The organism is Novosphingobium sp. BAM6 (assembly GCF_057784955.1).
Window position 1 is genome coordinate 13,363 of sequence record NZ_JBYNTR010000017.1, and the last position, 14,199, is coordinate 27,561.

General features: G+C 62.5%; 14 protein-coding genes. 9 read left to right on the forward strand and 5 right to left on the reverse strand.

Going from position 1 to position 14,199, the window contains the following annotated elements:
- The first annotated feature begins 316 nt into the window (after positions 1–316).
- From AC3EC3_RS18985 to AC3EC3_RS18995, 3 genes are all read left to right on the forward strand, one after another.
- The gene (locus AC3EC3_RS18985) at positions 317–595 is read left to right on the forward strand and encodes a PqqD family peptide modification chaperone (RefSeq protein ID WP_488491148.1); all 279 of its coding nucleotides are present in this window, start codon (positions 317–319) and stop codon (positions 593–595) included.
- Between the two features lie 101 nt (positions 596–696).
- Entirely contained in the window at positions 697–1,557 is an 861-nt protein-coding gene (locus AC3EC3_RS18990) for a hypothetical protein (RefSeq protein WP_488491149.1), read from the forward strand.
- Positions 1,554–3,503 (forward strand): asparagine synthase-related protein, encoded by a 1,950-nt coding sequence (locus AC3EC3_RS18995; RefSeq protein ID WP_488491150.1) that lies wholly within the window; start codon positions 1,554–1,556, stop codon positions 3,501–3,503. Before AC3EC3_RS18990 ends, AC3EC3_RS18995 begins: the two co-directional genes overlap by 4 nt.
- 61 nt (positions 3,504–3,564) lie before the next feature.
- On the opposite strand, the gene AC3EC3_RS19000 is transcribed toward AC3EC3_RS18995, so the two are convergent.
- The gene (locus AC3EC3_RS19000; RefSeq protein WP_488491151.1) at positions 3,565–3,723 is read right to left on the reverse strand and encodes a hypothetical protein; all 159 of its coding nucleotides are present in this window, start codon (positions 3,721–3,723) and stop codon (positions 3,565–3,567) included.
- A 249-nt stretch (positions 3,724–3,972) separates the two neighbouring features.
- Here AC3EC3_RS19000 and AC3EC3_RS19005 point away from each other — a divergent pair, with 249 nt between their 5' ends.
- From AC3EC3_RS19005 to AC3EC3_RS19020, 4 genes are all read left to right on the forward strand, one after another.
- Positions 3,973–4,524 (forward strand): phage tail protein, encoded by a 552-nt coding sequence (locus AC3EC3_RS19005; RefSeq protein WP_488491152.1) that lies wholly within the window; start codon positions 3,973–3,975, stop codon positions 4,522–4,524.
- Between the two features lie 20 nt (positions 4,525–4,544).
- Entirely contained in the window at positions 4,545–5,084 is a 540-nt protein-coding gene (locus AC3EC3_RS19010) for a phage tail protein (protein WP_488491153.1), read from the forward strand.
- An 18-nt stretch (positions 5,085–5,102) separates the two neighbouring features.
- Positions 5,103–5,651 carry a phage tail protein gene (locus AC3EC3_RS19015; protein ID WP_488491154.1) on the forward strand — a complete coding sequence of 183 codons (549 nt, stop codon included), beginning with the start codon at positions 5,103–5,105 and terminating at the stop codon, positions 5,649–5,651.
- A 109-nt stretch (positions 5,652–5,760) separates the two neighbouring features.
- On the forward strand, positions 5,761–6,234 hold the full coding sequence (locus AC3EC3_RS19020) for a GNAT family N-acetyltransferase (RefSeq protein ID WP_488491159.1): 474 nt from the start codon (positions 5,761–5,763) through the stop codon (positions 6,232–6,234).
- A 6-nt stretch (positions 6,235–6,240) separates the two neighbouring features.
- On the opposite strand, the gene AC3EC3_RS19025 is transcribed toward AC3EC3_RS19020, so the two are convergent.
- The 4 genes from AC3EC3_RS19025 to AC3EC3_RS19040 form a co-directional block, all read right to left on the reverse strand.
- Entirely contained in the window at positions 6,241–6,654 is a 414-nt protein-coding gene (locus tag AC3EC3_RS19025) for a lasso peptide biosynthesis B2 protein (protein WP_488491155.1), read from the reverse strand.
- 151 nt (positions 6,655–6,805) lie between these two features.
- Positions 6,806–7,609, reverse strand: a complete 804-nt coding sequence (locus AC3EC3_RS19030) for a S8 family serine peptidase (RefSeq protein ID WP_488491156.1) — start codon at positions 7,607–7,609, stop codon at positions 6,806–6,808.
- Positions 7,584–11,231 carry a hypothetical protein gene (locus AC3EC3_RS19035; protein WP_488491157.1) on the reverse strand — a complete coding sequence of 1,216 codons (3,648 nt, stop codon included), beginning with the start codon at positions 11,229–11,231 and terminating at the stop codon, positions 7,584–7,586. The genes AC3EC3_RS19030 and AC3EC3_RS19035 overlap by 26 nt, the downstream gene beginning before the upstream one ends.
- 72 nt (positions 11,232–11,303) lie before the next feature.
- Entirely contained in the window at positions 11,304–12,854 is a 1,551-nt protein-coding gene (locus tag AC3EC3_RS19040) for a hypothetical protein (protein ID WP_488491158.1), read from the reverse strand.
- A gap of 212 nt (positions 12,855–13,066) precedes the next feature.
- Here AC3EC3_RS19040 and AC3EC3_RS19045 point away from each other — a divergent pair, with 212 nt between their 5' ends.
- Both AC3EC3_RS19045 and AC3EC3_RS19050 read left to right on the forward strand, forming a co-directional pair.
- On the forward strand, positions 13,067–13,342 hold the full coding sequence (locus AC3EC3_RS19045; RefSeq protein ID WP_488491160.1) for a DUF1330 domain-containing protein: 276 nt from the start codon (positions 13,067–13,069) through the stop codon (positions 13,340–13,342).
- A gap of 613 nt (positions 13,343–13,955) precedes the next feature.
- On the forward strand, positions 13,956–14,199 hold a 244-nt coding region (locus AC3EC3_RS19050), incomplete at its 3' end, for a transposase (RefSeq protein ID WP_488490065.1).

Consider the following 14,199-nt stretch of genomic DNA (forward strand, 5'->3'; position numbering starts at 1 on the left):
GGCAACGCTCGTCACGAGCTGGGTGCCATCCGCGTCGTGCCAGCATGTAGCGTCCGGCAAGCGCTAGGGGCAAGCAGATCGGTTTGCATGGCAGGAGCCTGGCTCCACGCCGGATATTGTGGCGTAGCGCGCGGACCAGCGCGGGCCGGTCAACTGCTGATGTGGCGGAAAGATCGGCGCGCCGTGGCAGGGCCGGGGGGCCAAGAGGGTAGGTCGCTGTTTCACTTACGCTTTGTCAGGAAAAGCTAAAGCGTATACTCATCAGATGGTTGACTGTAGTTATGCTGTCGATGATCCACCTGATCGGGAGAAGAAGATGGTTGGCATGATGGATTGCCTCGTAACGAATCCGGACGTGCTGTTCACCGATGTGGAGGGGGAGGTGGTGATGATCGATGTGCAAAGCGGGCAGTTCTACAACCTCAATGAAGTCGGTTCGCACATCTGGCGGGAAATGGCCGAACCCATCGCTGCCCACGCACTATGTCAACGTCTGGCCCAGATTTACGACGCTCCCTGCGCTCACATCGAAAGTTCCGTTCTGCGGTTCCTTGATGAGATGCTCGCCAGGGATATCGTGCGGATTGCCGCGTGAAGGCTTGTTCGCTGCCTCCGGTTTCCGCTGCGCCTGGAAACGCCTTTGACTATCGCCTCTACGGCTGGCGCCTGAGATCTACCCGACCCCTGCTGTTTCTGGTGCCCGCCGAACTGCCGCAAGACCTCGCGGATATTACGGTGCATTTCGCGCCGGTTCCGCTTCCGGATGAAGTACAGGGGCGGCAATTACCTTTTATCCAGGTGCTGGAAGATGCCCGCGTTTTCATCGCATCTCCCAACGGAATACGCATAGCCGTCGAGGCGGGGCAGGCCATCGTCGTGGATGCCGATCCCGGCGTCACCGAGGCCGAGCTTTTCAGTTTGATTTGCGGTCCGGCGACAGCGGCGTTGTGCCATCAGCGCGGGGCTCCGCCGCTGCATGCCGCAGTCCTTTCCGTGAAAGGGCAAGGGATCGCCGTAGCCGGAGACTCGGGTGCGGGAAAGTCGACGACAGCCCGTGCGCTTCTGGCGCGGGGCGCTCGGCTGGTGACCGATGACCAGGCCATCGTCGATCCTCGCAGGGGAATGGTCCAGCCGGGCTACCCGTCGATGAAGCTCTGGGACAACTCGGCGGCGGTGTTCGGTGAGGAATTGAACCTGGCGATGCGCGTGCGGCAGGGATGGGGCAAGTTTCACGTTTCCCTCGCCGATGTGTTCGAGCCTGAGCCGGTGCCTCTGCGCGGTGTCTTCGTGCTGCAGCCCGATACGACGGCGACGACTTTGGCGCGCGTCGAGCGGATACGGCAGGCAGAGGGTGTGGCGACCCTGTTTCGCATGATACTTCGGCGCGAGATGGCGATTGCGATCGACGGGGGGCGGGCTGCCTTCCGTCACGCCGCGTGGCTCGCTGAACGGGTGCCGGTCTGGATTGTTCACCGGGCGGATGCTCTCGACCGTATCGACAGGCTGGCCGACCTGATCCTGGAAACCGCCGCCCAAACCGAACCGCGAGACCCATGAGCGCGATAACCGGGCTATGGCATCTGGACGGAAAGCCGGGAGCCGCGGGGCGTGTGGCGCTGATGCAGGAGGCGCAGGCGCCGTTCGGCCGCGACCGTGCAGGCGTGTGGGACGGGGGGTTCATATCGTTCGCCAGTCGACTGGACCTTCTGTTGCCGGAGGACGTGTTCGACAGCCAGCCGCTGTCGGGTGCGAACGGTCGCTACAGGCTGGTGGCCGACGTTCGGCTCGACAATCGACCGGAGCTTGCCGCCGCACTGAATATCGACCCGCCTCGCGCCCTTAAGGTCGCGGATGCCGCGATGCTGTTGCTGGCGTGGGAGCGGTGGGGGACGGCGAGCCTGTCCCGGCTCGTCGGAAATTTCGCGTTCGCGTTATGGGACGGCCACGAACGCCGGCTGCACCTTGTTCGCGATCATCTGGCGGATCGGCCGCTATTCTTCCACCAGCGCGGCAATTTCATCGCCTTTTCGAGCATGTATCACGGGTTGCATGCCCTGCCCGAACTTCCGCCGACACCGGATCTGGCGGCTGTGCGCGGATATGCCGGTTTTTTCAAAGACCGTCCGGGTTGCAGCTTCTACGAAGGTATCGAACGACTGGAGCGCAGCACCCGCCTGGAGATCGCTGCGGATGGCATAAGGCGCATGGATCGATATTGGGATATTCCCCGCGCGGACCGGCGTAGCAAGGCTTCCCATGAGCAGTACTTGGAAGCGTTTGACGACGTATTCGGGCGAGCGGTGCAGGACCGTTTGCGCACCACCGGAACTGTGGCCTGCCAGTTGAGCGCAGGTCGCGACAGCAGCGCCGTTGCCGTCACCGCGGCTCCGATGCTGGCCGGGGCGGGGGGGATGCTGACCGCCTATACGGCCGTCCCTTCGTACCGGGCCGGGTCGCACGATCCGGCGGGCCGCATGATCGACGAAAGCCCCGTGGCGGCCAAGACGGCGGCCCGCCATGCCAATATCGAACATCTGCTGATCGGCCGGGATGGCCGTGCGATCGGCGAAGACTTTGACGCGACCTTCGCGTTCGCCCGCCAGCCGATGACCAATCCCAGCAATTGGGTTTGGCTGAGCGACATCTGGCGCTCGGCGCAGGGTCGGGGACACCGTGTGCTGCTGACCGGCCGGGCCGGAAACGCGACCATAAGCTACGATGGCCACGATGTTCTGCCGGATCTGTTCGCACGGGGGCGCTGGTGGCATCTGGCCAGCGAGCTACAGGCCTTGCATCGCACCGGCACGCCCTGGTCAGACTTGCTCAGATCTTCGGCCGGACCTGTCCTGCCTGCTGCCTGGCGCGCATGGCGCATGACACGGGGGACGCCGACCGATGCCGAACGCGCCCGCTTTTCGCCTTTGCGATTGCCTGTTCTGGAACAGACGGCACGGGACATGCAGGCAGCAGGCTCGGACGAAACCCTGGCGACCCTGCGCAGTCCCAGCGGCTGGAGGCAGGACGCCCGGATCGCTGATTCGGTCGCCCGGCTCGACGCCAGCGTATTCGAGAAGTCAGTCCTGGGTGCGTATCGCCTTGACGAGAGAGATCCCACCCGGGACCGGCGTGTCATCGAAATGATGCTGAGAATGCCGTCCGATCTTTTGCTGCACCGCGGCATGACCCGCCGCATATACGATCGCGTCTTCGCGGATCGCGTCCCCGCCGAAGTGCTTGCGCCTCCGGCGGGTCGGGCGTCTCAAGGTGCGGACTGGATGTACCGCGTGATTTCCGGGCGCGCAGGGCTGAAGGATATTTTGCAGCGTGCAGAGGGGAACCGCGTGATCGAGGACATGATCGATGTTCCCGAACTTCTGCGTCTTGTCGATGCTCCGCTGGATCCTGCCACCGCGCACAGGGCAGACGTGTCCGCCATATATCGGCGGCGACTTCTCTTCGGAGTGGCGACGGCGGACTTCCTGTTGCGATGCGGCGTCTGTTAGCGGCAGAGGACAGGACGGCGCAAGGCGTGACGTTTGACCATCAGCCTTCCGCCGCTGCCGTTCAGCTGTCGAAGCCGAGACCGTCGTCTTGCGTGCCCGAAGCCGTCGTCAAGGTGTTGGCGGTTACCGACATGGCCGTCAGCGCAGGTTCCGACCAGGCGCGCTTGGTCGCAGGCACCGGGTTGCCGGCTTCGTTCGGCGTGGTGATGATTTCGCTCATTATCTTCTCCTTCTGGTCGATGGCTAACATGCAGGACCACGGCCGGGGGTATGGGAATATTCCGGAAGGCTAACTGAGCGAAACCACTGACGTCAATACCGTGATTGCACGCGCTGCGTTTTGCACGGACGCTATGTCCTGACAACACTGAAACTGCCATTTCTATACGAAATGTTAGAGTTTCCAGCATTATAGCTCCTGTGCCGCACCTTCGAGGCTGTGCGCTTTTGATGGGTCAGGGAGAACGCCGTGGCAGAAGTCTACTTAGGTGAAATTCGAATTTTCCCATACGGCAGGATCCCTGAAGGCTGGGTTATCTGCGATGGTGCGATATTGCCGATGCAGACCTATGCCGCGCTCGGCAGCCTGCTGGGCAACCGGTTCGGAGGCGATGGCCGAATGACGTTCGGTATTCCCGACTTGCGCGGCCGTACGATCATGGGCGCAACGTCGCCGACAGCGCCGGTCACGGCCGGGGGCGTCGGAGCATCGGGGGGCGCCGAAAGCGTGCGCCTTACGCCGCAGCAGATGCCCGCGCATCAGCATATGATGCATGCCACATCCCAGAACGGCACCGGATTCTTTCCGGCCCAGACCTACATGGCCGCCCCCGTGCCGCCGTCCACTCTGGCCAATCCGCCGGGGCCGGCGAACCTCTACGGCAATACGGCGCCTGTCACCGCCCTGCACGAAAGCTGCATCTCCAGTGAGGGCGGTTCGGCGCCGCATGAAAACCGGCAGCCGTTCATCGCCCTGCATCACTGCATGGCGGTGCGCGGCTTCTATCCTCAGCGCCCTTGAGCTTTTAGCGGAGCCTATTCATGGCCAGTAATTATATCGGTGAGATCCGTATCTTTGCGGGAAATTTCGCGCCTCTGCACTGGGCATTCTGCGACGGGAAAACCTTGCCGATCACCGGCAACGAGGGATTGTTCGCGGTTCTCGGTACGATTTACGGCGGCGATGGACGAACGAATTTCGGGTTGCCCGATCTGCGCGGGCGACTGGCGATCGGGGTCGGAACGGCGAATGTCGCTGCCGGTATTTCGTCATATGCGCTGGCTCAAGCCGGCGGGCAGGCCACGGTCGCGCTCACCATGGCCACGATGCCGGCTCATACCCATGCGCTGAACGCGGCGACAACGGCGGCAACGACGACGGATCCGCAGGGCATGTTGCTGGCCGATCCGGATGACGTTCTCAACGCCTATGTGAAATACACCGCGGGTGCGCCCGCCCAGCAGTTTGGGAACAACGTCATCGACTATCAGGGCGCGGGCGTGCCGCACGACAACATCATGCCAAGCCTTGTGATGAACTACATCATTGCGCTTGAAGGGCAGTTCCCAGACTTCAACTGAACGCAAGGAGATAGTGCAATGGACGCTTTCATCGGAGAAATTCGCGCTTTCCCGTACTCCTTCGTTCCGGATGGGTGGGTTCAATGCGACGGACGCAGCTTGCCGGTTGCCGCGCACCCCATTCTGGCGGCCGTGATCGGGACCACGTATGGCGGTGACGCCGCGTCTGCCATCAATGTGCCCAACCTTACCGGCCAAGCCGTTATCGGAGCAGGTACCGACGCGCAGGGAAGCGTATTTGCGGTCAGCGACGCGCTAGGCGAGGCCGCAGTGACGCTGACAGGCTCGGAGCTTCCTTATCACACCCATTCGGTACAGACCCAGTACGCCGCAGTACGGCAAACCACGCCATCGGCAGACGTTGTCCCGGCCGCGCCTCTGTATCAGTCTGGGGGCAAGAACTACAATTACAACGCCTATGGCCTTGGCGGCTTGACCGCGATGTCGCCACTCGCCGTCGGCATCGCAGGCGGCTCCCAGCCGCATGAGAACCGCTCGCCGTTCCTCCAGTTCGTGTATTGCATAAATGCAGATGCGCCCGACTCCGTCTTTCCTGCGCAGGCCTGAACGGGCTGGGGAGGCGGTGTCCGGCAAGGCGGTGGGCCCGCTTCCTTCTTTCACCGTTGCGGCAGGTCTTGCCCCTGCACAGTCACCGCCTGTCGTCCCAGGCCTTCGGATGCGCCCTTGCAGGGATGTCGACCTGCCATTTTTGCGTCGTCTCTACCGGCATTCACGCCGGGGTGAACTGGCGTTGACCGATTGGTCCGCACAGGCCTGCCGCGATTTTTGTGATCAACAGTTCGCAGCCCAGCACCGCGACTATCAAGACAGATTCGCAGGCGGCGAATTTCTGCTGCTGCTGACCGGCGGAGCCCCGGTGGGACGCCTTTACCTCGATCGTTCCGGGGCGGATATCCATGTCATCGACATCACGCTGCTGCCTTCCTGCCAGGGGCAGGGAAAGGGAACGATGATCTTGAAAGCGATGATGCGGCTGGCCAGCGAGGAAGGCCGTGACGTGGTCCTCAGCGTGGCACCCGATAATCTGCGGGCCATGGCGCTCTACCAGCGGTCAGGATTCCAGACAGAAGCGATGGGCTTCGCTCGCCATCATATGCGTTGGCGCAGCGCCCCAGGCCGAACGGGCTGACCGGTATCAGGCGCCGGTGTCCCGCCTGATGTCGGCGAGCGGGATAAAGCGCTCCGCTTCTTCATGGCCCATGAGCGCCACGTCATCCAGTGTAAGCCAAGCATGGGCTTCCAGCCAGTCCCCGCTCTTGCGAACGCCAAGGCGAATGACGGAGCCTGCAATTCCGCGCCGTTGCAAAAGCAGCGTTGCGGCGGTCGCGCGCACCAAACATGTGCTGCGCCAAGGCAGCCGCCGGGCAACGCGGGTCACGCGCTGTGCGATCCTGCGACCTTGCGCCAGTCGGTCCGGCGGCGGGGTACGCCCTCGATCGCGGGGTTTCTTCAGGTGGCCCAGAGCACGGTGAGCCCTGTTTAGCGGCACGAGATGGATCATCACCGATGCGACGATCAAAGCCAGCACGGCTTCGAGGCGAAGAAGCATTTTAAACACTTTGTCCAACCGTTCTGGCAGGGAGAGAATGCCATCCTTGGCAGCAATTCGATTTGCGGGATACCGACTCTTGCCGTGGGGGCCGACGAGGCCGGGTCCGCCCATCCTGCGGGTTCGTGGAAGGCAGCGGGAGAGCGGCGTTTCAGCCCATCCCGGCCACGGAACGCAGGGCCTCCTGGGGCGACAGGCCGCGACCGGCCGCCAGCAAGGCAGCCACCCGGCCAGCCACCACCGCCGCCGCGCCGCAAGTCCCGCCGGGCGCCTCCGGCAGGGCAGTCGTCACGGTGCCGCACAATCCCGGCCCGGTACTGGCAAGCCAGCAGCTGGCAGGGTCCAGCAGGCCATCGGGGCCCAGCGCCGCGACACTGATGGCCTCGCGAAGAATGGCGGGCCACATCATGCCCTGTGCGGCCCTGTCGACAGGGCAGTTGCGGGCAGCGCGATTGCCGGCAGGCGCGATCACCGCGACCCCGTTCGCCTTCAGTCGGCGAAGGGAGGCGCTCGCCTCGCAATCGCCAAACTCCCAGTCGGCACCATGAAGTTTGTTGTCGCCGACTGTCGCGCATATCAGTCCTATGCCCAGGTGCTCGAAGTTCGCTTCCAGCCAGGCAAATGCCCGGCTCAAGGTATCGACGTCGGTTGGGCTATCCTGTTCCCCGAATACCCGTATCGAAAACAGCCGCGTATCGGGCGCATGGCGCAGGATGGTGTTCGCGACAGCGGCGCCATGCCGATCCCCGATGCGCGCCCCGCCGACCCGCCGCGCGGCGGCGACCGGCGATGAGAAGTCGGCCTCGCCGGCAAAGGCCCGGCGCGGCACATCCCTCAGCCCGAAGCCGGTATCGACGATGGCCACTACGACCGGTATCATCGTCGCGGCCGCGGCGACGAAAATCCTGCCCCCTGCTGCCGCATCGCCGTCACGTGCGCGGCTTGGCCTTCGCATCCCGGACCGCCTCATACTGATCGTGTGCCTTCCAGCATGCCAAGCCGAAGCCGGTCAGCGTGCTGGCTCCAGCCACACCCAGAACCACGCCCTTCGCTTTCGGGTTCTTGATGCCCGGCGCGAAGCACGTGGCCGCCTTGGCGCTTGTCTGGGTCATGTAGATGGCGCAATCGCGGCCGTTCCAGGCATCGCTGTTCGCCGCATAAGCCGTGCCGCGCGCGATCATCTTGATTGTCGCAAGGATGCCGTCGGTCAGCTTCATGTCGACTTTCAGCATCCCGGCGAGATCGACATCGGTTTCCCGGCCCGCGCGGCGGGTAGTGCGATAGCCTGCGGCACATTGCGCCACGCTGATGACTGTCGCCACGACGCACGCCACGTTGGCTGCGCCCGATTTGCCCCACATCCTCGTATTGGCCGGAATATCGGTATAGGCCACGAAGCCTATCGAGCCGACTATGGAAATCCATTGCCAGCCCGCCATCTGGTAACCGCCGTCGCGCACGTAACGGGATGCGGGCAAGGTATTGGCCGGCAGCATGTCCCCCTTGGCAGGCTTGAGCGATTTCAAACCGTCCAGCACGTTGGAAATCACCGCCCATCCTGCTCCTCCCAGCGTTACCAGCGGCGTTTTATAGTCATACAGGGTCGCGACGACGCCGTTTCCGCTCTGCGGCGTGATCGCCGGGGACGACACGGCATGCTGTGGGCTTTCGCCGGTGATGAGCTTGAAGGCGATGCAGGCCGGAATAGCGGCCGGGAGCGCAAGAATATCGGCGAGTTGGAACGAGGTGTCCACCGATTTGCCGGAAAGCAGTTTGATGGCCTTTTCCAGAAACGGCAGTCGCACCCTGGCGAACAGCATTGCCCCGGCCGCATCGAGAAAGGTTTGCGCGATGTCCATCAGCAATTGCGCCAGCCGCTTCAGGGCCGCGACCAGCATCTGGGCGAACCGCACGCCCAGCGTTACCGCAATCCGCTTGATAAAATCGAAGCTGATGTCGGTGATGGAGGGCGCCTTGTCGCCGAACAGATCCTTCATGTCATCCTTGAATACGGCGTAGGCCTGTTCGAACTGGTCCCAGACGTCGGCCATCAGGCTTTCGAAGGCATCGGTCGGATTACTGGCGAATTCCGGCGGGATTTCTATCGAGATGACCTCGTTCATCGCATTGCTGATCGTCTCGGTGATCCAGGAGAAAACGCTGCCTTCCTGAATGCTGCCGGCCATATCGGCGTTGTCGGCGGGCATGTCCGCCCGGATCGAGGGCTGACGCTCGCTCATGAATGTTCCGATGCGCCGGTCCCGGCGCACACCGCGTCTGGCGCCTTCATCGCTGATGATCTCCAGCAGCGTGTCGAACTGCGCGCTCACCGTATCACGCCATTCTGCCAACCTGTTCTTCATCTCGATGAGATTGTCCCGGACGCCGCGCTTGATGACGTCGCGCACGAACAGGATATCGTCCCAGTCGAACAGGAATTTCAGATAGTCCCAGACCTTCTCGGCCGCGACCTTGATCCCGCTCCACGCCCATCCCAGGAATTCGCCGACTGCCTCGTATGCCGTGATGGCCCATCTTTTGACATGGCCGGCGACGGAGCAGACGAACTCCCATCCATCCCTGGCCGCGCGGATGACGAACGATACCCCTTTGTCGATCGCTCCGCCGATGTTGCGGAACATGTCTGAATTGAAGAAGTCGGACAGAGTATCGCCGACCCCCTCGAAAAACCCCTTGTCGGCTGCCGTCTCGCTGGCGATCTTCCCGGCTTCGGCCTCGCCCAAAAGCGCGATGCCGGATGGATTGGCACGGATGGCGAGCAGACAGCCGTCGTTCGCCGCGGGCCTGGCGATCATCGCATAGCTTTCGCCGGGCATGGAAAGTCGCACGCCCGGTATCGGCCCGTCGCCCAGACCCAGTCCGGCCACCTGCCGTATCATTTTCGAAACGGATTCGAGTTCGGCCCGCCCCGGCCCGGTCCGGAAGGTATCGGGAACCAGCGGTGCATCGCCCACTTTCGCTGCCGCAAGATCGTTTGCACTCATGCCATGCAGACGGCTGAGCGCACTGCCCGAGGGCATGAAATCGAAGCACAGTCGATCGGGCACCCGAACGCGCAGGATAGGCGGCGTCAGGCTTTGCGCGCGAGAATAGATGCTCAGCCGTCCATCGGGCCGTGTGCGCACGGCAGCATCGGTTCCGGGCCCGACGAGTAGGCTGGCGCCGTTGACGACCACATAAGTGGGTGACGAGGCACTCAAGAGCACGTCTGTCGTGGCCAGCGGCGTATCGTCTGCTTCCACCAGCCGCACGGTCGAGCCGAACGCGGTGGTGCGCACCACGTCCTCGCTGTCCGCCACGGTCAGTTCGTTCTCCTGCCACAGCCCGTTCTCGCCCGCATCGCGCCACAACCTGGTGGCGGATCCATCGGCGTGGATCAACAGCACCGATGCGGCTACCGATCCCGCTCCGGCGATCGCCACCATGTCACGAACGCCCGAGCGGATCTGCAGCGCGGGTCGCCATGGGGTGCCGCCCTTGCGCATCGTGACCCACAAAGTGTTGTCCGAGCGCAGCGCCCAGACCGTCACATCCCGCGCGGCATTTTCCGCTACCGCCATCTGGACGAACGGCGCGCCGCCTCCGGGCATCACCTCGTCCTGCGTGGCACCGTCCTGATCGTCGAAGTCACCCGAGGCGATCCGGCGGATACCGTCGCCGGCCACGTAAATGTCTGCCCCGTCCGGCCGGATCGCGCCGGTCTGGATCACATTGGCGCCGCCGGGACACTTGAAGACGTATGCGGGATAAGAGCCGGTGATCCGGCCTGCGGCATCGAAACGCGGAACCCGGCGCGTGGTCAGCACGCGATCCCCGCTTACGCTGGTGGCGAGGATATGGAGCCCCACCCGATCCTCATCGAGCATGCCTGCGGTGAAGCTGAGCACTTCTTTAAGGTCAACCGCCGGGGAAAAGACGATCGCCTTCTCGAAATTTGCGGGGCGGTCGCTACGCAGCAGCAGCATCGATGCCTTCGGCCCCAGCTCGGAAGACAGGAACGCGCTCCACACCTCGCCTTCGCGCAGCACCCTGATACCGGCGATATGGGCGCCGTCCTGGCGCGTGCCGCAATCGACCCAGTCGATGCAGCTCCAGTCCGATGAGGAAGACAGATCCCAGGCCACGAAAACACGGCTGGCGCGGGTTCCCGGCCCGGCATCTGCCGCAACGACGAGAGCGATACGGTCGTCATCCGTGTAAGCGCAGCCAAAGGCGCTGACCCGCAGGGTGCCGCCGACATGCCCGGCCAGCGCTGCATCTATGCCGATGCGCGCCCAGGCGCTGGAATTGTCGGTTCCGCGCCGGAGAAGCGACAGCCGCTGGTCGCTTCCCAGCGTCAGCATCGCCGGCGAGACGATGCCGCTGCGGCGATCCGGAAAAGCGATCATCCGGGGCTGGTAGCGTCCGTGCGCACCGGCATCGGCTAGATCGGCCCGGCCGAACGAGCGGGCGGGCTCGACATAGTCGATGACTTCCCGAGACAGCGAGACGTTGATCTTGCCGCCTGCGCGATCATCGATGACGAATTTGGTGAGATCAGGCTTGGTACCGGTCATAGCGTCGTTCTCCGTGGCGGAGCGAATTTGATCGTGCGCCGCGAGGCACACACGGACATGTCGAGGGCAGCGTTACCGGGTCTGCTTCCAGATAACGTCGAGCAGCAGATCCCTGGCAGGCGAAAAGCGGGGATTCTGGAATGTGAAAATGCCCACGCCCGGCGGAACGAAGGCGGAGTCGCGCATTTCGGCCTCCCATCCGTCGAGAGCCGCGGCCAGCGTTTCGCGGAGCCGGTTGATCGCCGTGCCCACCTGCTCGGCGATCGTGTCCTCAATGGACGTGCTGCCGAATACCGTTTTCAGCAGATTAGAGACATCGCTCACCATGTCGGCCATGCCGTCCGTGCGGGTACGGCTTTCGATGTCGCCGAATTCGAAGCTGGGCTGGTCCAGGCTCAGGGAAAAGCTCAGCCCATCAGTGCTGGCCGCCAGGGGGATGTTGCCCTTGAAGCGCTGGGCACCGGTGCCGCCAAACTCGGCGATCGAAACCCTGCGTCCTACCCATACGTTGAGGTAGGTGGCGATTTCGCCTTCCAGTTCATAGCCGTCGTCGCCCGGACGCACCGTCACGCCCCAGTGGGCCGAATGATTGACCCCGGAATCTGGCGCCAGCCAGCCACCGTCCTCCTCTGTGGCGCTCCCCTCGATATGGGAGATGCGCAGCCCGCCCGGCAGGCGCTCAATGACCGCACGGGGATAGGCTGCGGTGATCCGCTGGAATATCCTGCCAAAGATATAGTTCTGGAACTTGGGCCCGTTAATGGCCAACAGGCCATGTACCGTATTGCCGGGCCCCTCCACGCTGGCACCGTCGATCCAGTGGTCGGTAAAGCGCGATCGCGCCTCGTTGAATTGCGCGGGCATGCCGCGCCCGGTAAATACCCCCAGATAATCCAGCGAACTCGCATTCGGATATTTGGCGTTGGCCGTGACCTTGAAGCCGAAGTCGGCGAGCGCGAAAGTCGCTCGTTTCCCCTGCTCCCTGCTAGGATAGACGACTGTTCCCAGCAACAGCCCGTCACCGACCTTGCGGACGAACAGCTCGTTCAGCGCCTGGCCGAGGGTGGCGACGATGCCGCTGTCCAGTGTGAGGGGAACATTGTGGGTCATGTTGCCGGGCAGGACGAGATTGAGATCGGTGAATTTCATGAACAGGTATTCTATCGTGAATACGCTGTCGGAAAGGTCCGAATCCTGGATCAGCTGCTCGGCCTGCGCGGCACTTGCGTCGTCGAGATGGCGCAGCTCTTTCAACGAGATGGGCTTGCGGTCGAGATCGACCAGAAAGCTGATCTCCCAGTCCCTGAAGGCGTGGCTCGCCAGTTCGCCGTCCTCGTCGATATACGACAGCCGTCCGGATTTGAGCGCCAGTGTGAAGCGGACCTGCGACAGGGTGCCGTCCTTCACATTCAGGTCGACGGCGGGAACGCCAAGGTCCGCGCTGAGACCCCGTTTGGTCATGCCCTGACCGTTGGACTTGGGGATCGGGATTTCAAGATGGGTGTCGAGGCTGTTGCGTTTCTTCCAAATTCGCCACGCTTCTTCCAGCTGACTATTGATACCCAGCTGCGCAAGAGCCAGGCACATATCGAAATCGGTGAGAGCGTTGGCCGTGTCGGTCATTCCGGTGCAATCCCTCGAACATGCCGCGCCGGGCCAAAAGCCGCGCGACTGAAAATGGTCCCGCTTTAAATGCGGTTAAATTCTGAAAATAATATTAATTAGCTCAAGTACTTGCAGTTCTAGGGGCAAGCTGCGGAATTTCCGAACTCTCAGCGCTTTTTAGCCGAAGCCTTGTTCTCTCGCTCTCGTTTTGGCGGCTGACCGCCTATGCCATTTTCCTCAAGAACCGCACCCACGATCAGACCGGGCTCGACCGCTATAGCGAGTTGGCCGCTCCGACGCTCGAAGGCCAGCCGGTCACGCCGCTCGCCTTCTTTGGTGCGCATGAGACACTGGAGGGTGCGCCGGTCGAGGGCGCGGTGATCCTCAGCTTCCCGACCATGATCGATGCCAGGGCCTGGTATGACGGCGAGGACTACACCGCCGCGCGCACCTTGCGGCAAGATTCTGCCGACTCCCAGGTGGTGTTCGTCGAGGGGCTGGGCTGAAGCCCGGCGGCGAGACTAGGCGCGGCTATGAAAACCGTATCGTGGTGCGGGAGGGTCTTTTCGTCCATACCTCCGACGCGATCGACCTAACGCACGAGCGACCTTGAGCCTCGGGACACCTGCGAGAGCTCAGTCCACACTTCATTCGGTGGCAAGCATGCTCATATGATCGCAAAAGTGTACCATCTTGATGATGCTCGAAGGGCGTACGACGCGGCGATTAGAAGATATCGAGGGTGAGGTTGAATTGATGCGGTGAATGCTTCCATCGCCTCAATTCGCTGAAAGCCAGCAAGCCCAAAAGAAGCTTGCGACGAACATTTTTCCAGATTAGCACAGAAATTAGCACATTTTCCAAAACGGCAAAAAATATGTCCTAAGTGCAACAATTTGTCCTTTGCTTTTCCTTCTCATAACCTGAAGGTCGCAGGTTCAAATCCTGCCCCCGCAACCAACACCCAATATCCCAAACCGCCTCGGACAATCCGAAGGCGGTTTTTTTATAAATATTTTCTGCAGCTTACGCCGAAAAATAAGCACTTCTCGCATCCCACGCAAACTGAACCGCACCGGGATTGCCGGAGGCCCTAACTCCTGAGAGTGAGGGTCTACGATGAGCAAGACGACGAACAAGTTTGCCCCTGAGGTTCGGCAGCGGGCGATCCGGATGGTACTGGATCACGAGGGGGATTATCCTTCTCGCTGGGCGGCGATCACGTCGGTGGCCGAGAAGATCGGGTGTTCCGGGCACACGCTGCTGGAATGGGTGAAGAAATCCGAGGTGGACAGCGGCAAGCGCGGTGGTGTGCCGACGGAGACCGCCGAGAAGCTCAAGGCATTGGAGCGTGAAGTCCGCG

Bases quoted from the DNA above. Each gene is read 5' to 3' on its own strand.
- AC3EC3_RS18985 (WP_488491148.1), top strand. From the start codon at position 317: ATGGTTGGCATGATGGATTGCCTCGTAACGAATCCGGACGTGCTGTTC.
- AC3EC3_RS18995 (WP_488491150.1), top strand. From the start codon at position 1,554: ATGAGCGCGATAACCGGGCTATGGCATCTGGACGGAAAGCCGGGAGCC.
- AC3EC3_RS19000 (WP_488491151.1), bottom strand. From the start codon at position 3,723: ATGAGCGAAATCATCACCACGCCGAACGAAGCCGGCAACCCGGTGCCT.
- AC3EC3_RS19010 (WP_488491153.1), top strand. From the start codon at position 4,545: ATGGCCAGTAATTATATCGGTGAGATCCGTATCTTTGCGGGAAATTTC.
- AC3EC3_RS19015 (WP_488491154.1), top strand. From the start codon at position 5,103: ATGGACGCTTTCATCGGAGAAATTCGCGCTTTCCCGTACTCCTTCGTT.
- AC3EC3_RS19020 (WP_488491159.1), top strand. From the start codon at position 5,761: ATGCGCCCTTGCAGGGATGTCGACCTGCCATTTTTGCGTCGTCTCTAC.
- AC3EC3_RS19025 (WP_488491155.1), bottom strand. From the start codon at position 6,654: ATGCTTCTTCGCCTCGAAGCCGTGCTGGCTTTGATCGTCGCATCGGTG.
- AC3EC3_RS19030 (WP_488491156.1), bottom strand. From the start codon at position 7,609: ATGCGAAGGCCAAGCCGCGCACGTGACGGCGATGCGGCAGCAGGGGGC.
- AC3EC3_RS19035 (WP_488491157.1), bottom strand. From the start codon at position 11,231: ATGACCGGTACCAAGCCTGATCTCACCAAATTCGTCATCGATGATCGC.
- AC3EC3_RS19040 (WP_488491158.1), bottom strand. From the start codon at position 12,854: ATGACCGACACGGCCAACGCTCTCACCGATTTCGATATGTGCCTGGCT.